This window comes from Methylobacterium sp. Leaf93 (assembly GCF_001422345.1).
Lineage (GTDB): Bacteria > Pseudomonadota > Alphaproteobacteria > Rhizobiales > Beijerinckiaceae > Methylobacterium > Methylobacterium bullatum.
The window spans coordinates 168516-190879 of the sequence record NZ_LMMS01000029.1 but is presented as its reverse complement, the minus strand read 5'-3'; the positions used below and the strand labels follow the sequence as shown (position 1 = coordinate 190879).

The 22364-nt window shown below is 66.7% G+C and carries 23 protein-coding genes; 8 read left to right on the top strand and 15 right to left on the bottom strand.

The features are described 5' to 3' along the window. Positions 1–13: 13 nt before the first annotated feature. On the top strand, positions 14–964 hold the full coding sequence (locus tag ASF26_RS19755) for an FAD-binding protein (protein ID WP_056258094.1): 951 nt from the start codon (positions 14–16) through the stop codon (positions 962–964). Positions 965–1174: 210 nt separating this feature from the next. After that, positions 1175–2056: a 3-hydroxybutyryl-CoA dehydrogenase gene (locus ASF26_RS19750; protein ID WP_056258090.1), complete on the top strand. Its 882-nt coding sequence runs from the start codon at positions 1175–1177 to the stop codon at positions 2054–2056. 194 nt (positions 2057–2250) lie between these two features. Here the strand turns inward: ASF26_RS19750 and ASF26_RS19745 are convergent, their stop codons facing one another. The 3 genes from ASF26_RS19745 to upp form a co-directional block, all read right to left on the bottom strand. After that, positions 2251–2553, bottom strand: a complete 303-nt coding sequence (locus tag ASF26_RS19745; RefSeq protein ID WP_018042660.1) for a hypothetical protein — start codon at positions 2551–2553, stop codon at positions 2251–2253. Between the two features lie 168 nt (positions 2554–2721). Further along, positions 2722–3738, bottom strand: a complete 1017-nt coding sequence (locus ASF26_RS19740) for an NAD(P)H-quinone oxidoreductase (RefSeq protein WP_056258085.1) — start codon at positions 3736–3738, stop codon at positions 2722–2724. A gap of 85 nt (positions 3739–3823) precedes the next feature. Next, a complete protein-coding gene (upp, locus tag ASF26_RS19735) occupies positions 3824–4486 on the bottom strand; it encodes a uracil phosphoribosyltransferase (RefSeq protein ID WP_056258082.1) in 663 nt (220 codons plus the stop codon). Between the two features lie 215 nt (positions 4487–4701). Here upp and ASF26_RS19730 point away from each other — a divergent pair, with 215 nt between their 5' ends. Next, positions 4702–4968: a hypothetical protein gene (locus ASF26_RS19730; RefSeq protein WP_018042657.1), complete on the top strand. Its 267-nt coding sequence runs from the start codon at positions 4702–4704 to the stop codon at positions 4966–4968. A 77-nt stretch (positions 4969–5045) separates the two neighbouring features. Here ASF26_RS19730 and ASF26_RS19725 read toward each other — a convergent pair whose 3' ends face one another. Further along, the gene (locus ASF26_RS19725; protein ID WP_056258079.1) at positions 5046–5501 is read right to left on the bottom strand and encodes a DUF2852 domain-containing protein; all 456 of its coding nucleotides are present in this window, start codon (positions 5499–5501) and stop codon (positions 5046–5048) included. A gap of 83 nt (positions 5502–5584) precedes the next feature. Then, on the bottom strand, positions 5585–6229 hold the full coding sequence (locus ASF26_RS19720) for a TetR/AcrR family transcriptional regulator (protein ID WP_056258074.1): 645 nt from the start codon (positions 6227–6229) through the stop codon (positions 5585–5587). Between the two features lie 195 nt (positions 6230–6424). On the opposite strand from ASF26_RS19720, the gene zigA reads away from it, so the two are divergent. Further along, the gene (gene zigA / locus ASF26_RS19715; RefSeq protein WP_056258071.1) at positions 6425–7645 is read left to right on the top strand and encodes a zinc metallochaperone GTPase ZigA; all 1221 of its coding nucleotides are present in this window, start codon (positions 6425–6427) and stop codon (positions 7643–7645) included. Continuing rightward, positions 7645–7974 carry a hypothetical protein gene (locus tag ASF26_RS19710; protein WP_056258065.1) on the top strand — a complete coding sequence of 110 codons (330 nt, stop codon included), beginning with the start codon at positions 7645–7647 and terminating at the stop codon, positions 7972–7974. Before zigA ends, ASF26_RS19710 begins: the two co-directional genes overlap by 1 nt. On the opposite strand, the gene ASF26_RS19705 is transcribed toward ASF26_RS19710, so the two are convergent. The 3 genes from ASF26_RS19705 to ASF26_RS19695 all read right to left on the bottom strand — a co-directional run bounded on the left by ASF26_RS19705 (position 7964) and on the right by ASF26_RS19695 (position 10045). Further along, the gene (locus tag ASF26_RS19705; RefSeq protein WP_018042652.1) at positions 7964–8155 is read right to left on the bottom strand and encodes a DUF1192 domain-containing protein; all 192 of its coding nucleotides are present in this window, start codon (positions 8153–8155) and stop codon (positions 7964–7966) included. The two genes, ASF26_RS19710 and ASF26_RS19705, sit on opposite strands and share 11 nt — an antisense overlap. A gap of 29 nt (positions 8156–8184) precedes the next feature. Further along, complete coding sequence (locus tag ASF26_RS19700; RefSeq protein WP_056258055.1) at positions 8185–9099, bottom strand: alpha/beta hydrolase; 915 nt, start codon at positions 9097–9099, stop codon at positions 8185–8187. A gap of 82 nt (positions 9100–9181) precedes the next feature. Then, positions 9182–10045 (bottom strand): lytic transglycosylase domain-containing protein, encoded by an 864-nt coding sequence (locus ASF26_RS19695; protein WP_056258234.1) that lies wholly within the window; start codon positions 10043–10045, stop codon positions 9182–9184. Positions 10046–10176: 131 nt separating this feature from the next. Here ASF26_RS19695 and ASF26_RS19690 point away from each other — a divergent pair, with 131 nt between their 5' ends. Next, positions 10177–11805 carry an ABC transporter ATP-binding protein gene (locus ASF26_RS19690; protein WP_056258049.1) on the top strand — a complete coding sequence of 543 codons (1629 nt, stop codon included), beginning with the start codon at positions 10177–10179 and terminating at the stop codon, positions 11803–11805. A gap of 14 nt (positions 11806–11819) precedes the next feature. Then, positions 11820–13040, top strand: coding sequence for a phosphopentomutase (locus ASF26_RS19685; RefSeq protein WP_056258045.1), 1221 nt, complete (start codon positions 11820–11822; stop codon positions 13038–13040). Positions 13041–13073: 33 nt separating this feature from the next. On the opposite strand, the gene ASF26_RS19680 is transcribed toward ASF26_RS19685, so the two are convergent. From ASF26_RS19680 to ASF26_RS19650, 7 genes are all read right to left on the bottom strand, one after another. Beyond that, positions 13074–13499 carry an acyl-CoA thioesterase gene (locus ASF26_RS19680; protein WP_018042647.1) on the bottom strand — a complete coding sequence of 142 codons (426 nt, stop codon included), beginning with the start codon at positions 13497–13499 and terminating at the stop codon, positions 13074–13076. Positions 13500–13627: 128 nt separating this feature from the next. Continuing rightward, positions 13628–14161 (bottom strand): hypothetical protein, encoded by a 534-nt coding sequence (locus tag ASF26_RS19675; protein WP_056258042.1) that lies wholly within the window; start codon positions 14159–14161, stop codon positions 13628–13630. 216 nt (positions 14162–14377) lie between these two features. Next, positions 14378–16156 carry a PQQ-binding-like beta-propeller repeat protein gene (locus ASF26_RS19670; protein ID WP_244476002.1) on the bottom strand — a complete coding sequence of 593 codons (1779 nt, stop codon included), beginning with the start codon at positions 16154–16156 and terminating at the stop codon, positions 14378–14380. A gap of 35 nt (positions 16157–16191) precedes the next feature. Further along, positions 16192–16752 carry an ankyrin repeat domain-containing protein gene (locus ASF26_RS19665; RefSeq protein WP_056258036.1) on the bottom strand — a complete coding sequence of 187 codons (561 nt, stop codon included), beginning with the start codon at positions 16750–16752 and terminating at the stop codon, positions 16192–16194. Positions 16753–16766: 14 nt separating this feature from the next. After that, complete coding sequence (locus tag ASF26_RS19660) at positions 16767–17825, bottom strand: SDR family oxidoreductase (RefSeq protein WP_156463057.1); 1059 nt, start codon at positions 17823–17825, stop codon at positions 16767–16769. Positions 17826–17953: 128 nt separating this feature from the next. Next, on the bottom strand, positions 17954–18784 hold the full coding sequence (locus ASF26_RS19655) for a transglutaminase family protein (RefSeq protein WP_056258029.1): 831 nt from the start codon (positions 18782–18784) through the stop codon (positions 17954–17956). 220 nt (positions 18785–19004) lie between these two features. After that, complete coding sequence (locus tag ASF26_RS19650) at positions 19005–19505, bottom strand: VOC family protein (protein WP_056258023.1); 501 nt, start codon at positions 19503–19505, stop codon at positions 19005–19007. Between the two features lie 77 nt (positions 19506–19582). On the opposite strand from ASF26_RS19650, the gene uvrB reads away from it, so the two are divergent. Beyond that, positions 19583–22270: an excinuclease ABC subunit UvrB gene (gene uvrB, locus ASF26_RS19645; protein WP_056258021.1), complete on the top strand. Its 2688-nt coding sequence runs from the start codon at positions 19583–19585 to the stop codon at positions 22268–22270. Positions 22271–22364: the final 94 nt, after the last annotated feature.

Below are 22364 nucleotides of genomic sequence, written 5' to 3'. Positions count from 1 at the left end.
TTCGACGCATAGCATGGCCATTCTCCTCCTCATCGAGCACGATAACGGCGCCGTGCGCGACGCCAGCCTGAAGGCGCTCTCCGCCGCTAAGGAGATCGGCGGACCGATCCACGCTCTGGTCGCCGGTGCCGGAAGCCGGCCGGCGGCGGACGCCGCCGCCGCCCTTGACGGAGTCGAGAAAGTGCTGCTGGCCGAGGATGCCGCCTACGACCACGCCCTGGCCGAACCGACGGCAGCGCTGATCGTCTCGCTCGCGGGCGATTACGACGTGATCATCGCGGCGGCCTCCACCACGGGCAAGAACGTACTGCCGCGCGTGGCTGCCCTCCTCGACGTGGCTCAGATCTCGGACATCATGAGCGTTATCTCGCCCGACACGTTCGACCGGCCGATCTACGCCGGCAACGCGATCCAGACCGTCCAGGCCGCCGAGGGCAAGAAGGTCATCACCGTGCGCATGGCGGCGTTCAAGGCCGCCGCCGCCGGGGGATCGACGGCTCCGGTGGAGCCGGTCTCGCCGAGCGCGTCCCCTTCTTCCAAATCGACCTTCAAGGGCGAGGAAATCGCCCAGTCCGACCGGCCCGAACTGGCTGCCGCCAAGATCATCGTCTCGGGCGGCCGCTCGCTCGGCTCCTCGGACAAGTTCAAGGAGCTGATTGAGCCGCTGGCCGACGCCCTCGGCGCGGCGGTGGGCGCCTCGCGCGCCGCCGTCGATGCAGGCTACGCTCCCAACGACTGGCAGGTCGGCCAGACAGGCAAGGTCGTGGCGCCGGATCTTTACGTGGCGGTGGGCATCTCCGGCGCGATCCAGCATCTGGCCGGCATGAAGGATTCGAAGGTCATCGTCGCCATCAACAAGGACGAGGACGCACCGATCTTCCAAGTGGCGGATTACGGCCTCGTCGGCGACCTGTTCCAGATCGTCCCCGAGCTTCAGGCTGAGATCGCCAAAGCCAAGGGCTGATCCCGGGTCCTGGAACCACGACAGGACTTCGCCGCGGGCATCCGCGGCGGAGTTCTTTTCCCATTTAAGCGCTTGCCCGGGCTGCACCTCAGCGAGAAAATGATCTAGGAATTTTGTGCGCCGCATTTCAATTGCGGCGCCAACGCCTCGGTCGCTAGGCGGGCGTTCTGCGGCCGAACCGGCCGCGCCTCAGGGGTGCGAGTTCAAGCGATGGCCATCGAGATCAAGACCGTCGGAATCATCGGCGCCGGCCAGATGGGAAGCGGCATCGCCCATGTCTGCGCCATGGCCGGGCTGGACGTGCGGCTGAACGACCGCGACACCGCCCGCATCCATAGCGGGCTCGCGACGATCGACGGCAATCTGGCGCGCCAAGTCTCCAAGGGCACGATCACCGACGAGCAGAGGCGCAGCGGCGTCGCTCGTATCCTGGCCGCCGAAAGCTACGACGACCTCGCGCTCTGCGATCTCGTCATCGAGGCGGCGACGGAAGACGAGGCGACCAAGCGCCAGATCTTCACGGCCCTGTGCCCGTCGCTGAACCCCGACGCCATCGTCGCGACCAACACCTCGTCGATTTCGATCACGCGCCTCGCCGCCGCCACCGACAGGCCGGAGCGGTTCATCGGCATCCATTTCATGAATCCGGTCCCGGTCATGCAGCTCGTGGAGCTGATCCGGGGAATCGCCACGGCCGATCCGACCTACGTCTCTGCCAAGGCCTTCATCGCCAAGCTCGGCAAGACCTCCACCATGTCGGAGGATTTCCCGGCCTTCATCGTCAACCGCATCCTGCTGCCGATGATCAACGAGGCGATCTATACGCTCTATGAGGGGGTCGGCTCCGTGGAGGCCATCGACACCGCGATGAAGCTCGGTGCCAACCATCCGATGGGCCCGCTGCAGCTGGCGGATTTCATCGGCCTCGATACCTGTCTGTCGGTGATGCAGGTTCTGTACGAAGGCCTGGCCGATTCGAAGTACCGCCCCTGCCCGCTTCTGGTGAAGTATGTCGAGGCCGGCTGGCTTGGCCGAAAGACGAAGCGCGGCTTCTATGATTATCGTGGCGAAGTCCCGGTTCCGACCCGCTGAGAGCAGGCGGAACGTGAAGGCTTAGGCCCCGAGTGGCGGTCGTAGCTCTTCAGGCAAAGACCTCTTGCAAAAGGTCTTCCCAGATCCACCGTGCTTCCCAGCGAAAACGCTACGGCTTCGAAGCGGATGGGTCCGCCGCAATGCCGTAGCGCGCTGTCATTATTGCGGTCGTCAGGACCGACATGACGTCCGGATTATTTCTGGCCGCCATTGGCCGAAGGCTGGGCCGGCGCCGGGTAGGCCGGGTTTCCGGCGGGAACGTTGCCGGTGTTCGCCGATGAGGTGCCATTTCCCGACCCGTTCACGGAACCGGTGACTTGGCCGCGGGAGGCGTCCTGGCTCTGCGAGGCGTAGTCCTTCGGGGAATTCGCCCCCTGCCAGGTCATCAGACCGGTGATGGCGATGGCGAGGAGAACGAGGCTGCCGATCAGGACGTAGAGGACCGGCTTGCCCTTCTTGCCCTGACGCGCGTCCTGGCCTTCGAGTCGTTCTGCCATGGGATACCTTTCGATGCTCGGCCTGGGCGGCCGTCATGTTCAACCTGGGACTAGGATGTCCCATCTGGTGGATTGAACGCGACGGCCGAGCTCCCTGTTCCGAGGTGATCGGTTCCTACGGTGACGACCGACGGAAAAGCCGCACCGGCATCGGGATCGAGCGCTGGTTCAGCGCCCGGTGGTCAGCATGATCTTGCCGAGATGCGTGCTCGATTCCATCAGCGCATGGGCCTCCGACGCCTTCTCGAGGGGGAAAGTGGCGTGGATGATCGGCTTCATCCGGCCATCGGCGAGCAGGGGCCAGATGTCGCGGCGCAGGCCCTCGGCAATGGCCGCCTTCTCCGCCTTCGGACGTGCCCGCAGGGTCGCGCCGGTGAAGGTGAGCCGCTTCATCATGATCGGCGTCATGCTGAAGCTCTCGACCTTGTAGCCCTGCATGAAGGCGATCTGGACGAGGCGTCCCTCGATCGCCAGGGAGGCGAGATTGCGGGCGAGGTAGGGAGCGCCCACCATGTCGAGGATGACGTCGACGCCCTTGCCCTCGGTGAGGCGCTTGATCTCCTCGGCGAAATCCGCCTCGCGGTAATTGATCGCCTCATCGGCGCCGAGCTCCTTGCAGAAGGCGCATTTCTCGGCCGAACCGGCGGTGGCGAACACCCGCGCGCCGTGGAGTTTCGCCATCTGGATCGCCGTGGAGCCGATTCCGCTCGATCCGCCATGGACGAGGAAGCTTTCGCCGGGATTCAGCCGCCCGCGCTCGATGACGTTGCTGTATACGGTGAAATAGGTCTCCGGCAGTCCGGCGGCCTCGATCAGCGAGAGTGGAGCCGGGCGAGGCAGGCATTGCCCGGTCTCGGCAACGGCGAATTCGGCATACCCGCCGCTGATGGTGAGAGCACAAACCTCGTCGCCTATGGCGAAACCACTGACCCCCTCGCCGAGGGAAGCGATCCGGCCGGCGACTTCCAGGCCCGGGATCTCGGTGGCGCCCTTCGGCGGCGGATACTTGCCCTCGCGCTGCTGGATATCGGGCCGGTTGACGCCGGCCGACACCACCTCGATCAGCACTTGGCCGGGGCCGGGCTGGGGCAGCGGTACCGTCTCGACGGTGAGGACGTCCGGCCCACCTGCTCCCGCGAACCGGATCTGGCGCATGGTCTCGGGCAGGTCTGGGCTTGACGTCATCGCATCACATCTCCGGTTGGCGTGACCCGTCATGTGCGGCCGGAGGGCGGGTTGGCAAGGGCGCAGTTGGTAAGCGAGGAATGTCTCAGCGTGTGCCGTACATCCGGTCGCCGGCATCGCCCAGGCCGGGCACGATGTAACCGTGATCGTTGAGGTGACTGTCGATGGAGGCGGTCCAGACCGGCACGTCGGGATGCCTTGATTGGAGCTTGGCGACGCCTTCCGGAGCCGCCAGGAGGCAGACGAAGCGCAGATCCCGCGCACCCCGCTGCTTCAGGAGATCGATGGCCGCGATGGCGGAATTTGCCGTGGCGAGCATCGGGTCGAGGACGAGAACGGTGCGATCGGCGAGGTCGGACGGCGCCTTGAAGTAATATTCCACCGCCTCCAGCGTGTCGGGATCGCGATAGAGACCGACATGGGCCACGCGCGCCGAGGGCACCAGGGACAACATCCCGTCGAGGAAACCGACGCCCGCGCGGAGGATCGGGGCGAGAACCAGCTTCTTGCCGGCGATCTGCGGTGCCTCCATCGCCTGGATCGGTGTCTCGATCGTGACCCGCTCCAGGGGAAGGTCGCGGGTAACCTCGTAGGCGAGGAGCATCCCGATCTCGTTGAGGATCTGGCGGAAGCCCTTGGTCGAGCGTTCCTTCTGCCGGAGCAGGGTCAGCTTGTGCTGGACCAGGGGATGGTCGACCACCGTGACCGTTGCGCGGATCTCCGTGCCGGGACCGTCCGTCTTCGCCATCGCCTTCACCCCCTGAGGAACCGGCCCACCGTGCCATGGACGCCACCGGACAGCCCCCACGCTCTTTTGAACTCTTGCCCTTATGGCCCCCCGGACCATGAAAATCCGATAAAGAAGCGCGGCCATGACGCGGTGGGGGGCGCGTCCCGGTCGTCGGAGCGAGGCAAACAGGGTGGTCCGGATCGTCGATGAAACTTATCCGAAACAGCACGCCCATGAGCAAGTCCGCCCGGAACGACAGGGTCCGCTATCGCGCGACGTTTCTCAACACGCTCGGGGCGTCCCTGGTGATGGTCGGCTTCTTCCTGCCGGGGATGCGGCTCTACGAAGGGTATGACCACCGCCTGTCCCGCGCCGAGGCGTGGAGCGTTTCGCTGCGGTTCTTCCAGACCGAGCCGGGTGCGGTGAGCGTGACGGCGCTGATCCTCGGCTTCTGCCTGCACTTCATCGCCCTGCATCACCTGAAGAAACTCCAGGATTGATCGGGCCGCTGGACGAACGAAAAGGGGCTCCCGGCATCTCTGCCGGAAGCCCTCCGTGACCCCGGATGGGGGATCGGTCAGACGCTCTGCGTCGGGCCGCTCGTGTTGCGCTTGGCCATGAAGGCGTCGAACTGCTCGCGGTCCTTGGCGCGCTTCAGTTCCTCCACGAACTCGGCGAAGGCGCGGCTCTCCTCCTGCAGCGCCTTGCGCTGGGCGTTGAGCCGGTCGAGCTCGGCGCGGCGGTAATCGTCGAAGGCGAGGTTGCCGGTGCCACGCAGATCTGCGGCCTCGAACGCCTGGGCGAAGCGCGACTTACGCATGCCCGCCTGCCAATCCGATCCGCGGCCGATCATGCCGCGCAGTTCGGACAATGCCGGGTAACCCGCCACCTTCCAGGCGATGTAGGCCGCCGCCAACGGCCACCAGTAGAAGAACGCGACGACGACGGCGCCGATCTCGAAAGAGCGGCGGGGAAACGGACCGCTGCGGCAGGCTTTGCCGGTGGCCCAGGGAGAGGTCGAGGAAAAGCTCACGGCTCACAGCTCCGATGTTAATGTGAACCACATTTACTTGCGGATGCGACGTAACGGTTTCAAGGGTCGTTTTCAGGAGAGTGTCAGGCCGAAGATCGGGGGCGTCCCGCGCCATGGACGAGGGCCAGCACTCCGGCGCGAAGCAACTCATACTTGTCCGGCATGCCCGGCCCCTTCGGAAGATGGCCGGAGGCCGAGAGTGTTGCGAGTCCGTGCGAGAGTGCCCAGACTTCCAGGGCGACGAATCGAGGCTCGACCCCGCCGAATCCATCTGGAAACGTTGATTTCAGCGCTTCGAGCAGAAGGTCGAAGGGGCTGGGCCTCGGCGGGGCGTCGGAGGCTGCAGGGTCCGCTGCCATTGGTGCACCACGCGTCTCGAAGATCGCGGCATAATAGCCGGGCTCTTCCTCTGCGAAAGCCAGATAGGCCTCCCCCATTCGGGTGAAGCGCTCCAGTGGTGTTCCTCGTGAGGTGAGGGAGCGTGCCAGGCGCTCGGCGAGGTCGGTGAAGCCACGGCCGGCCACCTCCTCCAGCAGAGCTTCGCGACCCCGGAAATGGCGATAGAGCGCGGCCGGTGTCACGCCGACGAGGCGTGCCGCATCGACCAGGGTGAAACCGCCCACACCACGTTCGGCGATGAACCGGCGCGCCGCTTCGATCAGCGCCTCTTTGAGGTTGCCGTGATGGTAGCTTCGCCGGTCTCCCGGTCCTTCTCGCCAGGGTCGCACTGGATTCCATCCTCGGGCGATCGCCGGCCAGCGGCTGCACCTTTGCCGCGACTCTGCCGGGATGGCCCTCCCCTAACACGCGGAGCGCGCATTTCGACCCTCCTCTGTCTACCCCTGGACAGAGATTTTCGAACGGCGATTGACAGGCACGATCCTACAAAATGTAATGGTATTACATTGCATCATGGATGTCCGATGAGCCATCGCGATCACCGTCTCCCCGTTACCGTCCTTTCCGGCTTTCTCGGTGCCGGCAAGACGACGCTGTTGAACCATATTCTTAACAACCGCGACGGGCGACGCGTCGCCGTGATCGTCAACGACATGAGTGAGGTGAATATCGACGCCGCCTTGATCCGCGAGGGCAGCGCCAACCTCTCTCGCACCGACGAACGCCTGGTGGAGATGAGCAATGGATGCATCTGCTGCACGCTGCGGGACGACCTCCTGGACGAAGTCCGGACGCTCGCGGAAGAAGGGCGGTTCGATTACCTCCTGATCGAAGGCACGGGCATCGCCGAACCGCTGCCGGTGGCGAGCACCTTCTCGTTCCGCGATGAAGACGGGACTGCGCTGAGTGACGTCGCCCGCCTCGACACCATGGTCACCGTGGTCGACGCGGTGAGTCTCCTGCGCGATTACAGTTCGACGGCGTTCCTGCGCGACCGGGGCCAGACCGCGGGAGAGGAAGATGCCAGGACCCTCGTCGACCTCCTCGTGGAGCAGATCGAGTTCGCCGATGTGGTCGTCATGAACAAGGCCGGCGATGTCGGGGCGGATCAGCTCGCTCTGGTCCGCTCGGTGATACGCGGGCTCAATGCCGATGCCCGCATCGTCGAGGCCTCCTATGGCCGCATCCCCCTCGATCGGGTTCTGGATACCGGCCTCTTCAGCGAGGAAAGGGCGCAGGAACATCCGCTCTGGTTCAAGGAACTCTACGGCGCCGCCGATCACGTGCCCGAAACCGAGGAATACGGGATCGGCTCCTTCGTCTACCGAGCCCGCCGCCCTTTCGCGCCCGAGGCGTTCGATGCCTTCACCAAGGCGACGTGGCCGGGCCTCATCCGCGCGAAGGGGCATTTCTGGTTGGCGACACGGCCGGACTGGGTCGGTGAATTTTCCCTCGCCGGTGCCATCGCGCGGGTCTCGCCGATGGGGGCGTGGTGGGCCTGCGTGCCGAAGGCCCGCTGGCCGGAGGATGCGGAGTGGCGCCGTCAACTGTCCCGGAACTGGAGCGAGCCCTGGGGCGACCGTCGCCAGGAACTCGTCTTCATCGGGACGAGTCTCGACCAGGCAGCGATTACCACCGCACTCGACGCCTGCCTGGTCGGTTCCGAGGAGGTGACGCGGTTCGATCCGGCGCCGTACCGCGCCCTGCCCGATCCGTTTCCCGCCTGGTCGCGTGCCGCTGCCTGATGGCATTCTTTTCCCTCAAGGATGCCCGCGCTCGCTCGGCCGCACGGTTGGCCGATGCGGCGAGGCTCAAGGGCGAGCTTCGCCTGGGTCTCGGGCTCGGCGAGGATGACGTCCTCGCCGTCAACGAAATCGCCTGTGGCGAGCCCGGCTGCGCCGATCGCGAGACCATCGTCCTGGTGATGCGCGTCGGCGAGCCAACGCGGGCGCTGAAGATCGCGCGTGGTCTGGAGGCGGTCGAGGCCGACGACATCGCGCGGCTGGGCGAGGAGGAGGACGCCATGAGGCGGGTAGGCGCGGCCCCGCCCAAAGATTCCGTGCCTAGAGTTTGAAAATCGAGGATGCCCGGTCCAGGGCGGTCTTCTTGCCCGTTCGGGCCGATTCCAGCCGCTCGATCTCGGCGCGCAGCAGGGCGATCCGTTCGGCGATCTCGTCGAGGGAGAGGGTGTCGAGGCTTTCGCCGATCGTATGGGAGACCGTGCGCTTCGGCCGGTCCGTGTCGTCGTCGCGCATGGCTTGTCCCCCTATCATCCGGCGCTAGCCTAACGGTCCCATCGCGAAACCGAACGAACGTGCTGCTGAGTGCCGGCATATTGCTTGAGGAATGTCGTCATTTCCGACAGTTCCGGCGCTTTCGAGCGGAAGGTGACCGAGAGGGCCAGAAGCGTGTCGGCATGGTCGAGGCCGGGATAGATCCGCTCCTGCACCGGCACGCGCACCGCGCGCAGCCGCGCCGCGAGGCTTTGGGTATTCTGCGGGCGCACGATGGTGTCGTTGTCTCCGCTGGCGAGGAAGGCTGGAGGCGAATGAGGACCGGCGAAGGTGATCGGCTGCGTCGCTGCCGGATCGGGGGCCTGTCCAAACACGTCCCGCGAGGTGTCCTGGTCGAAAGGATGGAAGTCATAGGGGCCGGACAGCCCGGCCACGGCCCGGATCACCTTCGGGTCGACCCCCACCTTGCGCAGGTAGCGCGGATCGAGCCCGAGCATCAGGGCATTGTAGGCCCCGGCCGAATGGCCCGCGAGAACGATGCGGCGCGGGTCGCCGCCATAGTCTGCGATGTTGTCGCGGACCCAGGCGATGGCGGCGGCACCATCATCGAGGAAGTCTGGGAACCGCACTTCCGGGTAGACTCGGTAATCGGGGATGACGGTGACGAAACCCTGGGCCGCCAGGGCCTGGCCGACGAATTCGTAATCGTCCTTCGCGCCCGATTTCCATGAGCCGCCATAGAAAAACACCAGCACCGTCGCATCCGCCGCGCCGCCGACGGGCGTGAAGACATCGAGGCGCTGCCGCGGATGGGTGCCGAAGGCGGCGCTCTTCTGGGCGAGCCGGCCGCCCTGGTCGCGTGGGCCGATGGCATCGAAGAGGGCGAGGGGCGAACAGGCCGTGACCCCGAAGGCGGCCAGAGCGAGGCAGGCGAGAGTGGCGAAGGCGGCGAATGCGCGGGTCATGCATCTCTCAAACGGGGAAACGAAGACCCGAATGACACGTGCCGCACGGCGGATTCATGACCGGAAAAAGGGTTTTTCGGATTCAGGTGCGCAGCACGATGCAGGCGCCCCCGACCTTGCGGATGCGGCCGCACAGGATATCGCCCGCCGCCCGGCTCTCGGCCGGGATGCGGATCCGGTAGAAGGCACGCGTGCCGCGACTGCGCAGGCGCGTCCCGATGATCATCGGCCGCACCTCGCCGATCACGCCGGCGTAGAGTTTCCGGGTGCGGGAGAAGCTCTGGAGGGCGAGGGATTTCGAGAAGTTGCCGGCGAGCTGAATGCCCCAAGGGGCGGCCGGCCCTTCGTTGCCGCCGAGGGCGAAGCGATCGCCGCGTGAGGGAATCCGCAACGCGGCGGTGACCTGCAGGCAGGTCTTCGGCGCTTCCGCCTTCGATGCTTCCTTCTTGGGGGCATCAGACTCTCCGTCGGCTCCGTTGACGGCCGCGCCTCCGCGCCAATCCTCGGCCGGCGCGCCGGTGATCGCCATGACATAGGCGCGCGTCTCGGCGGGCAGGCCGCCCGTTCCGGCGAGCCAGCCCGAGACCCGGCCGGCGCCGCCATTATAGGCCGCAGCCGCGAGGCCGAGATTGCCGAACTGGCGATTGAGATCGGCGAGGAGATGGGCGGCATGGGGGATCGCCTGTTCGGGATCGAACGGGTCGGTCAGCCCGCGCTCGCGTGCCGTGCCCGGCATGAACTGCGCGACGCCCTGCGCACCGACCGGGCTCACGGCCGTGACGCGAAAACTGCTTTCCCGCCAGATCAGCCGCGTTAGGAACGGCACGGGCAGGCCGCGCACCCTCGCAGAATCCTCGATCAGGCGGCAGAGCGCCTGCTCCACGGTTTCCGTCGCCACCTCGGCCGAGGCCGGTGCGGCGGCAAGGAGACAACAGGCGAGGATCAGGCTGCGGAGGGATGTCACGGGGCGTTTGTAATGCCGTCTGGCGCCGGATCAATCGCCGTTCGCCGATCTCATCGCGCCGCGCTATAAGAACCTCGGCTTCCCCTCTCCGCGGACCCGGTGCCCTCCCCTCGATGACTGACACGCTGCTCGACGTCCAGGACCTGTCGGTCGCCTTCCGCTCGCGTGAGCGTGAGGCGCTGGCAGTGGATCGCGTGAGCTTCACGATTCACAGGGGTGAGACCGTGGCCCTGGTGGGCGAGTCCGGGTCGGGCAAGTCGGTGACGGCACTCTCCATCCTGCGTCTCCTCGATGGCAGCGCCATCCATCCCGGCGGCCGCATCCTGTTCAAGGGACGGGACATTCTGGCCTTGCCGGAGCCGGAGCTGCGCAAGATCCGTGGTGCCGACATCACCATGGTGTTCCAGGAGCCGATGACCTCGCTCAATCCGCTGCACACGATCCAGCGGCAGATCGGCGAGGTTCTGGAGGTCCATCGCGGCCTGTCCGGCCGCAAGGCCCGCGCCCGCATCCTCGAATTGCTCGAACTCGTCGGCGTCCGCGATGCCGAGCGGCGCATGGGCGCCTATCCGCACGAATTGTCGGGCGGCCAGCGCCAGCGCGTCATGATCGCCATGGCGCTCGCCTGCGAACCGGACCTTCTGGTGGCGGACGAGCCAACCACCGCTCTCGACGTCACCGTCCAGGCGCAGATTCTTACTCTCCTGGCCGACCTGCAGAAGCGCCTCGGCATGTCGATGCTGTTCATCACCCACGATCTCGGCATCGTGCAGCGCATCGCCTCGCGGGTCTGCGTCATGCTCGCCGGCCGCATCGTCGAAGCGGGGCCGGTGGACGAGATCTTCGCCCGCCCGAAACACGAATATACGCGGCGCCTGCTCGCCTCGGAGCCGAAGGGGCGCGCGAACCCGGTGGCGGACGACGCTCCGCGCCTGTTGGAAGCCGGCCCACTTAAGGTGTGGTTCCCGGTCCGCGAGGGGCTTCTTCGGCGCACCACCTTCCACGTGAAGGCGGTGGATGGCGTGTCCCTCGCCGTTCGCGAGGGGGAGACGATCGGGATCGTCGGGGAATCGGGATCGGGCAAGACCACCTTGGGGCTCGCCCTGCTGCGCCTCACCGGCAGCGAGGGCCCTATCGTCTTCCTCGGCCAGTCGATCGCCGGGCTCGGCCCCGGACCGATGCGACCGTTCCGCCGCGACATGCAGGTGGTTTTCCAGGATCCCTACGGCTCGCTCTCACCCCGCATGACGGTGGCCGACATCGTCGCCGAGGGCCTCGTTGTGCAGGGGGCGGTGAAGTCGCGCACCGAGCGGCGCGCCGTGGTCGCCAAGGCACTGACCGATGTCGGTCTCGATCCGGCGACGATGGATCGCTACCCGCACGAATTTTCCGGCGGCCAGCGCCAGCGCATCGCCATCGCCCGCGCCATGGTGCTGAAACCGCGCTTCGTCGTCCTCGACGAACCGACCTCGGCCCTCGACCGGTCGGTTCAGGCGCAGATCGTCACCCTGCTCCGCGACCTGCAGAAAGAGCGCAAGCTCGCCTACCTCTTCATCAGTCACGACCTCAAGGTCGTGCGCGCGTTGGCGAACTACGTGCTGGTGATGCAGAACGGCAAGGTCGTGGAGGAGGGCCCGGCGGAGGCCATCTTCGCCCGGCCGCAGACCGAATACACGAAGGCCCTGTTCGCTGCCGCCTTCGATCTCAACAGCGCCACCACCGAAGACGTGGTCCCGGCCTGAACACGACGGGACCCATGGCGCGCGTCTTTCTCATCGTCCTCGATTCGGTCGGCATCGGCGGAGGGCCGGACGCTGCCCGCTACGGCGACGAGGGCTCGGACACGCTTGGCCATATCGCGGAAGCCTGCACCGCCGGAGCGAGCGATCGCGAGGGACTGCGAGCCGGCCCCCTCGCTCTGCCGAACCTGACGCGTCTCGGCCTCGGTCTCGCCGCCGAGGGGGCGAGCGGCCGCATCCCGCCCGGTCTCGAGCTATCCGGTCCGGTCGATGGGGCGTACGGCCATGCCATCGAGACCGCGCCCGGCAAAGACACGCCCTCCGGCCATTGGGAGATCGCGGGCGCGCCCGTCACCGAGGAATGGGGCTACTTTCCCGACAGGGTGCCGGCCTTCCCCACTGCCCTTACCCAGATGCTGATCGAACGGGGCGAACTCTCCGGTATCCTCGGCGATTGCCACGCCGCGGGCATCCCCATCGTCGAGCGTCTCGGGGCAGAGCATGTCCGGACGGGCAAGCCGATCTGCTACACCTCGGCCGACAGCGTCTTCCAGATCGCCGCTCACGAGGAGACGTTCGGGCTGGACCGGCTCTACGAGCTTTGTCGGGTCGCCCGCGAGATCTGCGATCCCTACCGAATCGGCCGGGTCATCGCCCGCCCTTTCCTCGGTTCGGAGAAGACCGGTTTCCGGCGCACCGCGAACCGAATGGATTTCGCCACGCAGCCGCCCGGCGAGACCCTCCTCGATCGCCTGGGCGAGCGGGGACGCTCTCTGGTCAGCGTCGGCAAGATCGGTGACATCTTCGCCCACCGCGCCACGGGCCGCGAGATCAAACCCGCCGGCAACGCCGCCTGTCTGGATGCGGCGCTGGCCGCGTTCCGCACTCTACCCGACGGCGGGCTGGTCTTCCTGAACCTGGTGGATTTCGACACGGAATACGGCCACCGCCGTGATGTGCCCGGCTATGCCGCCGAGTTGGAACGCTTCGATGCGCGCGTGCCCGAGATCCATGCGGTGCTTGAGGCGGGCGATGTCTGCATCGTCACCGCCGACCATGGCAACGACCCGACATGGTCGGGGACGGAGCACACCCGCGAACAGGTGCCGGTCCTGGCCTTCGGTCCCGGTCTTTCCGCCCGGTCACTCGGGCTTAGGGATACCTTCGCGGATATCGGCGCCTCCATCGCCCGCCATCTCGACGTCGGCGAATTGGGACGCGGTACATCGTGGTGGTGATACGGTCCCGCTCATTCCCGGCGGCAGCGAACCTCACACCTCCCAGGTCTCTTCCACTTCCGGCGGGATCGGCCTCGGACGGCGGTCGCTGCCGATGGCGACGAAGGTGAACAGGCCTTCCGTCACCTTCATGGTGGTCTCGCCTTCGCGCTCGCGGCGCCAGACCTCGACCTGGATGCGAAGCGAGGTGCGGCCGACCTTCACGATCCAGGCATAGATGCTGACCTCGTCGCCGACGATGACAGGGCGATGGAAAGTCATGGCATCCACGGAGATCGTGGCGCAGCGGCCACGAGCCCGGCGCGCAGCCACGTTGCCTGCCGCCAGATCCATCTGCCCCATCAGCCAGCCGCCGAAAATATCCCCGGCCGGATTGGTGTCGGCAGGCATCGCGATCGTGCGCACCACGGGGGAGCCGCGGTCGGTGGGCTGGCGCGTCTCGGAAACATCGGTCGACATGGGGTGGTGCGGTCTCCCGTGATCTAGGCCGTGCCGATGCAAGCAGCGCGCCGCCTGTGTCGTCCTGTCACATCCGGCCGATGGCGAACAGGTGGCCCGCTTGCCAGACGGAAGCGATCGTCACCGCCTCATCGCGGCGCTGATCGTCCGGGTCCCCCCTCCTGCAGCGGCAAGGACGGACGCCGCCGCAGCAGTATCACCCCGCTCACCAGCAGCCCGATGCACAGCAGGCCGTAGGGCAGGCCCAACAGCAGCAGGAAGAAGCCGGCGCTCGCCTCGCCACCGCTGGCGCCGTCACTCGGGTTCCAATCGAGTAGCCAGCCGAGGACGCCCGTGACCGCCAGGAGCACGATGCCGTTCAGCAGGATGGCGCCCCCGACGGCGAGGCAGCCCCAGCCGACGCGTCGGCGCTCTTCGGCCACGCGGGCGAGAAGGAGGGTGACGACGATCACAACGGTCGCCTGGAGCCCCACGGTGAGGAAGGGCAGCACGTCGACCGCCGGTCCGGGCCAGGTTATGGCGGCATCCCGTGGTCCAGGCGCGGGCCGGACCATCACGCCCAGGAGGGCGCTCACCGCTGGAACGATCACTCCGCCCATCGCCCAACCCGCGATCAGGCCGAAGATTCCGCTGATGATCCATCGCCGGGTGTTCGGATTCATGCCGTCACTTCCTGCCGCCGCGCGGACACGCTTCGACCCGTCATCGACGGCCGGGCCCCTGTCGGACGTCGCCTAATCGATCCTGCGGGTCCTCGAACCCCTAGCACGATGGTCAAGCTCCAGGCAGGTCAAGCTTGGGGAATCACGTCCGGCGGCGTTGCCGACGGAGACGATGTCCAGCCCGTCGAGGCGGACATGCAAGGTGGAGGGACGCGATCAGTCCGGCAGGGCGAACACGACGAGCGCGTCCCCGGTGCCAAAGCCTGAGCCCTTGGTGAACGAGGCTCCACCGGCCGCCACGGCCACGTATTGCCGGCCCTCCAGCGAATAGGTGATCGGTGGCCCACCGATCCCGGCACCGCACTGGAACCGCCACAGCACCGTCCCGGTCGCGGCGTCATGGGCGTCGAGGTGACCGTCCTCCTCGCCCGAGAACACCAGACCGCCGGCGGTCGCGAGTGTTCCTCCGGAAAGGCGGCTTCCCGCCTTGACCGACCACTCGATCGCTCCGCCCTTGGCGAGGTCGATCGCCGTCAGCGTGCTAAAGGCGGGCTCACCCTTCGCCTCGCTCGTTTCCGTGAAACGGATCTGCGGCCTGCCGGCGGAGGGCGGGACGGTCCTCACCGTGTAGGTGGTCGCGCCGTGCCGAACCTGGGCGTAGGCCATGCTCGTCGTCGGATCGAAGGCGACCGGATGCCAGGAGATCGCCCCGAGGGGACCGGGGCTGACGACGGTTCCGGTCTCGGTGGGCGGTGCGTAGAGGTTCTTCTGCGTGGTCAGCGGCGCGGACTTGCCGAGGAGCGCGCCGGTCGCGCGGTCGTGGACGTAGAGCCAGCCGGTCTTACTCGCCTCAGCCACCGCCTTCACCGGCCCTTGAGGCGTTGCGTAATCGAGCAGGAAGGGCGGACTCGCGACGTCGTAGCCCCATTCGTCGTGGGGGACCTGCTGATAGTACCAGCGCAACTTTCCGGTCTTCACGTCCAGGGCGACAAGGCTCATCGTGTAAAGGTTGTCGCCGGGTCGCGAGAGGCCGAAATTCTGTGGTGCGGGGTTGCCGGTGCCGACATAGATCAGGCCGAGATCGGCATCGTAGGCCGGCGTCATCCAGAGCGAGCCGCCGCCGACCTTCCAGGCCTCCCTGTGCCCGGGTGCGGCCGCCTTCTCGGCGGCGATGTCGCGATTGAGCGGCACCCCATCGGCGGTCTTCTCGACGAAGCCGCCTTCCCAGCCGTCCTCCTTGGTTACGTACCAGCGCCAGCGTTCCTGGCCGGTGGCGGCGTCGTAGGCGGCGAGCCAGCCGCGGCGTCCGTAGCCGCCCTCGATCCCGACCACGGCGCCGCCGTCGAGTCCGCCCTTCTCGTCCTCCACGTGGAGGCCGTAGCCGGCCCCGGCCACGCCGACGATGACGAGCCCGTCGGCCACGAGGGGCGGCATCTTGAATCCGAGACGGCTCGATCCCTGGATCGCGCCGGCTCCGAGCTTGCCCGCGAGATCGGACGCGGTTTCCGACTCGCCTTCCTCCGGGCGGACAGCCTCATGGTCCCACAGGACCTTGCCGGTCCTGGCGTCGAGGGCGATCACCCGCCCGTCCATGGTCGCCTCGAAGACCTTGCCGCCCGAGACCGCGACGCCGCGGTTCGAGGGGGGGCCGAAAATCTTTTCCGTCCTGGCCTTGTGGGTATAGGTCCAGATCACGCGGCCGGTCTTCGCCTCGAGGGCGGCCACGTGGTTCTGCGTGGTGGAGACGTATATTACGCCGTCCACCACCACGGGCTCGGCCTGAAAGTAGCCGGTGATCCCGGTCTGGAAGATCCAGGCGGGGCGCAGCTTGGCGACGTTGGCCCGGTCGATTGTCGCCAGCGGCGAAAAATGCCGGTTCGTATGGTCGCGGCCGAACATCGGCCATTCCTCGGCACGCGCACTTGGAGAGAGCGTCAGCGCGCCGGCCAGCAGGGACAGGGAGGAGGCGCGCGCGATCGTGAGCCGAGATGTCATGCCGCTTCGTCCCTGGTGAATCATCAAAACCCGGCTCAATCGATCACGAGTCGAGCGAGTCGTTCGGCGGCCTCGAGCTGAAACGGAGTATCCGCAGCATTCATGGAGCGGGCGAGATCGGCGGCGCTCTGCCCATTTCCGTCGTGCTTGGCCGGGTCGGCGCCTTTCGAGAGGAGCAGTTCCACCATCTCGGTGCGGTTGAACATGGCCGCCGTCATCAGCGCCGTGCGCGTGCCGGTGCCGGTGCCGTCGATCGTAGCACCCTTCTCCAGCAGCAGCTCGACGATGGCCATGTCGCCCTTAAAGGCGGCGCCGGCGAGCGGCGTCTGCCCGCGGTCGTTGGAGAGCTCGGGGTCGCCTCCGTTGTCAAGGATGAGGCGCGTGGTTTCGACCTGCCCGTTATAGGCGGCCAGCATCAGCAGGCTGTCGCCCTTGTCGTTGAGGAGGTTCGCCGGGAGCCCCTGGGCGAACAGCTCTGCCAACTCGTCCACATGCCCCGCCCGCGCGTATTGAAAGACCCGGCCCGCGAAGGCCAGGGTCTCCGAGTCGAGTTCGGGAAGCGCTGGGGTGGGCGAGGCCGGCATTTCAGATTGCATCGTCACTATCTGTCTCAGGGAATGATCTTTTCGGCCCGCAACCGGCCGAACAGGTCGAGGAAGCTGTCGTCACTGGGCTGATAATCGAGGAAGCCGAGCCGGCGGCTGCGTGCCATGTCGGTGACCACCTCGATCGGCCGGCCGAGATCCGCATCGGTGTGCCATGCGGAGGCGAGACGGTCGAGATCGGACTCGACCAAGCCGTGGCGTTCCGCCAGATCCTTCCAGACAGGTCCGTCCTTCGCCATCTGCTCTTCGAGGGGCGTCGCCGAGCCGGGATAGGGCGCCGGTTCCAGATCGAACCACTCAGCGATGCGGCCCCACATCCACGACCAGCGGAAGACGTCACCATTGACCACATTGAACGCGGTGTTCGCCGCGGCGGGATCCGTGGAAGCCCAGGCGAGGTGACGGGCCAGCAGCCGCGCATCGGTGACGTCGGTTAGGCCGTTCCATTGCTGCGGTGAGCCTGGGAACAGGAACGGACGTCCTGTCTCGCGGCACAGGGACGCGTAGACGGCAAGGGTCACGCCCATGTTCATGGCGTTGCCGAGGGCATAGCCGACGATGGTGTGCGGGCGGTGCACGCTCCAGCTAAATCCCAGGCGTTCGGCGCCGGCGAAGACCTCGTCCTCCTGCGCGTAGTAGAAATTTTCCACCGGCAGGCGTTCCTGGTCCTCGCGGAACGGCGTCTGCGGCAGCGTGCCCTTCCCGTAGGCCTCGAACGGCCCGAGGTAATGCTTGAGGCCGGTCACCAGGGCCACGTGGCGCACCGGCGCCGCTTGCAGGGCGTCGAGGAGGTTGCGCACCATGGCGCCGTTGACGCGGCAATTCTCGGCCTCGGTCGCCTGCCGCATCCAGGTGGTGATGAAGACATGGGTCGGCGCGATGTCGGATAAGGCCGCCCGGAGGGAGTTCGGATCGGTCAGGTCCGCCGTCACCGGGGTCACGCCCTCGATATCCACGGGCCGGCGCGCCAGACCCAGAACGGTCCAGCCCTCGGCGACGAGGTGACGGGCGAGGTTGTTGCCGACGATGCCGCTCGCACCGGCGATGAGCGCCGTACCCTTGATCCTGTCCGACATGCTGTCTCCAATAGAGGTGCATTCCTCCTCCGCCCATCCCATGGAGGGACCGGCCGAAGAGGGAATGTGTCTATCGGAACGCGGGAGGCTGCATGTCGATCCGGCGTGGCTTCACCTTAGGCGACGGGTGTCAGCTCGCCGGTCTCGCTGATCTCGTCGGTATGCACGTCGAAGCTCGCGAGCAGGGCCGTGCTGAAGCTCGTGGAGATCGCCACGTCGGTGGCGTCGCGGCCGCGCGCGATGAGGATGCGGCCGATGCGGCGCTTGTTGTTGCGGGCGTCGAAGGTGAACCAGCGCCCGTCGAGATAGACTTCGAGCCAGGCCGAGAAGTCGCCCGGCGGCACCACGGGCACGCCGATATCGCCGAGATAGCCGGTGCAGTAGCGGGCCGGGATATTCATGCAGCGGCAGAAGGCCACGGCGAGATGCGTGAAATCGCGGCAGACGCCGATCTTCTGCGTGTAGGCTTCGAAAGCCGTGCGGGTGGCGTCCGCCTGCTGGTAGTCGAACTTGATGTGCCGGTGCACGAAATCGTGGATCGCCTGGACTCGTGCCCAACCCTCGGGTGTGGTCCCGAACAGACCCCAGGCGATGTTCGAGAGCTTGTCGGTCTCGCAGTAGCGGCTGCCGAGCAGGAACGGCATGACGTCGTCCGGCAGATCCTGCACCGGATGCTGTTTCGCCTCGGGTACGAGTTCGTCCAGCTCGCCGGAATCCTCGATCGTGAAATCGGCCGACACCGTGATCCGGCCACCGGGGGCGAGGATGCGGGTGCAGACGTTGCCGAACGGATCGAGATAGCTGTGAGCCTCCACCGGCGGCTCGATCGTCATCGTCTCCGGCGTCAGCAGGTCTCCTGCGCGCGAGGGATGGACGTTGAGCATCAGGGTGATCGGCGTCGGGCCGAACGTGTCGTAGCCGATCGTGTAGCCGGTCCGGATTTTCATAAGGTCGCTCGCATCAGGCAATGGGACAGGTGGGATCGCTACTCATTTCCACCCGCCGCCGGCCCGCTCCCGCGGCCTTCGGCCTTGCTCGAGCGAGGGGCGTCGAGGCGGCGACGGTCTGGTGCCGTCATGCTCGCCTCAGCCACCCTCACCGAGGGTGGCACCGTCTCAACAAGCAGGTAGCACACCGGAGGGTTGCCGCCTAACGGTTTGCCGCTCCTCAGGAATGCTCCCCAGCCGCCCTGAGATCGGCGAGGTCGAGGCGGCGGGTGAACATGGTAAGGCCGCCCTCGGCATCGCGCGGCCAGTCCGATTCCGGTCTGTCCCGGTAGAGTTCGACCCCGTTCATGTCGGGATCGCGCAAGTACAGCGCCTCGCTCACACCATGGTCGCTGGCGCCATCGAGGGCGATGCCGGCCTCGTCGAGTCGGCGCAGGGCATCGGCCAGGCTCGCCCGCGTCGGGTAGAGGATGGCAAGGTGGAACAGGCCGGTCGTGCCGGGGGGCGGCGGGCTGCCGCCTTCGCTCTCCCATGTATTGAGCCCGATATGGTGGTGGTAATCCCCGGCCGCGATGAAGGCGGCCTGGGTGCCATAGCGAGCCTTCAGGGAAAAGCCGAGCACGCCACAATAGAAGGCGAGAGCCCGGTCGAGATCGGCGACCTTGAGATGGACATGGCCGATTCGCGCCTGCGGATGGATCGGGTTCGACGTCGTCGTCATGAGGGGTCTCGCTCCTGATTGTCGCGAAGCGATGGGCCGCCCTTTCCCCTTTCGTTCCGCGGGGCCATATTCCACCCATGCCTCCTGCGAACAAACCCCGTGCCTCCTCGGCGAAGGCTTCGAAGCCCGAACTGAAACCGCTCGACGAGCACCTGGCGGCCCTGCTGAGCCCGGCTCTCAACCGCAACCGGCTGCCCGCGGTCGAGGATCCCGCGCCGACGGCTCCGTCGAAGAAGCCCGGCAGGCCCAAGAAAGCCGCATCGCCTCCCGGCGGTTTCGGGGAGGCGCCGCAGGCCGGGTTCACCCTCGGCGACGCGGCCGAGGTCGACCCGCGCCTCGCCCAGGCGCTGGGGATCACGCCGCCGGAGGACGGTCCGGCACCCGAGGCGCTGGCGAATGAGGATGAGGGATCGCTGGCCACCGACGGCGTATCCGCCACGGTGGATGCCCTCTCGCGCCTCCTCACCGAGGGCAACCCGCTGTTCCGGGACGGCAAGACCTGGGCGCCGCATCGTCCGGAGCGGCCGAAGAAGTCCGAAGGCGGCCTCGCCTTCACGTTGAAATCCGAGTTTGAGCCGGCGGGCGACCAGCCGCGCGCCATCGCCGAACTGGTGGAGGGGGTGAACAAGAACGAGCGCGATCAGGTGCTTCTCGGCGTCACCGGCTCGGGCAAGACCTTCACCATGGCCAAGATCATCGAGGCGACGCAGCGCCCTGCCCTGATCCTGGCGCCGAACAAGACGCTGGCGGCGCAGCTCTACGGCGAGTTCAAGAGCTTCTTCCCCGACAATGCGGTTGAGTATTTTGTTTCCTACTACGATTACTACCAGCCCGAGGCCTACGTGCCGCGCTCCGACACGTTCATCGAGAAAGAATCCTCGATCAATGAGCAGATCGACCGGATGCGCCACTCGGCCACCCGCGCTCTGCTCGAGCGCGACGACGTCATCATCGTCGCCTCGGTCTCGTGCATCTACGGTATCGGCTCGGTGGAGACCTACACCGCCATGTCGTTCACGGTGTCGCTGAACGAGCGGATCGAGCAGCGCCAGCTGGTCGCCGACCTCGTGGCGCTCCAATACAAGCGCATCCAGTCCGATTTCGCCCGCGGCACCTTCCGGGTGCGCGGCGACGTGATCGAACTCTGGCCCGCCCACTTGGAGGATCGCGGCTGGCGCATCGGCCTGTTCGGCGACGAAATCGAGTCGATCACCGAATTCGATCCGCTCACCGGGAAGAAGATTAATGACCTCAAGTTCGTGAAGGTCTACGCCAACTCGCACTACGTGACGCCGCGTCCGACGCTCCAACAGGCGATCAAGGGCATCAAGACCGAGCTGAAGCTTCGGGTGGACGAGCTGACCAAGATGGGCCGGCTCATTGAGGCGCAGCGGATCGAGCAGCGCTGCACCTTCGATATCGAGATGATCGAGGCAACGGGCGCCTGCAACGGCATCGAGAACTACTCGCGCTATCTCACCGGCCGCAAGCCCGGCGAGCCGCCGCCGACGCTTTTCGAATACCTGCCCGACAATGCCATCGTCTTCACCGACGAGAGCCATGTCACGGTTCCGCAGATCGGCGGCATGTACAAGGGCGACTTTCGCCGCAAGGCGACGCTGGCCGAGTACGGCTTCCGCCTGCCCTCTTGCCTCGACAACCGCCCGCTCCGGTTCGAGGAATGGGACGCCATGCGGCCGCAATCGGTCCATGTCTCGGCGACCCCGGCGAAATGGGAGATGGAGCAGACCGGCGGCGTCTTCGCGGAGCAGGTCATCCGCCCCACCGGCCTCGTCGATCCGGTCATCGAGATCCGCCCCGCCCGCTCGCAGGTCGACGATCTGCTGGGCGAAGTGCGCGAGGTGGCCCAGGCCGGCTACCGCACCCTGGTGACCACGCTCACCAAGCGCATGGCCGAGGACCTGACCGAGTATCTGCACGAGAACAGCGTCCGCGTGCGGTACATGCACTCGGACATCGACACGCTGGAACGGATCGAGATCATCCGCGACCTGCGGCTCGGGGCGTTCGACGTGCTCATCGGCATCAACCTGTTGCGCGAGGGCCTCGACATCCCTGAATGCGCCCTCGTGGCGATCCTCGACGCCGACAAGGAGGGCTTCCTGCGCTCCGAGACCTCGCTGATCCAGACCATCGGCCGCGCCGCACGCAATGCCGATGCGCGCTGCATCCTCTACGCGGACAACATCACCGGCTCGATGGAGCGGGCCATGGCGGAGACCGAGCGTCGCCGCCTGAAGCAGCTCGCCTATAACGAGGAGCACGGCATCACGCCGCAGAGCGTGAAGCGTGGCATCTCCGACATTCTCAGCAGTGTTTTCGAGGGCGACCACGTCAAGGTGGATACCGGGCTCGCCAAGGACGCCGTCACCATCGGCCACAACTTCAAGGCCGTCATCGCGGATCTCGAGAAGCGCATGCGCACGGCCGCCGCCGATCTCGATTTCGAGGAAGCGGCGCGCCTGCGCGACGAGCTCAAGCGCCTGCAGGCGACGGAACTCCTGCTCTCGGATGATCCGATGGCGCGCCAGGGTGACGTTGAGCGCGACGCGGGCAAATACGGCGCGAAGCGGAGCCGCATCTCGAAGCCGAGCCTCGACAATATGGGTCCGGGCACCGACCGCGAATTACCCGTGGGAGGCGAAGCGCCGCTCTGGGCTGAGCGGCCGAAGCCGCGTTCGACGCAGGGGCTCGGCGGCCAGAAGCCGAAATACAAAGGCGGTGGCGGGCGCAAGCGCGACTGAAACACGCATCGTCGTCGGAACCCCCGGCCTAGGCTCGGGCTTGGAGAAGCATGTGACGGCGGCCCTTCACCTGTCGCCCCCATGCCTCGAACCG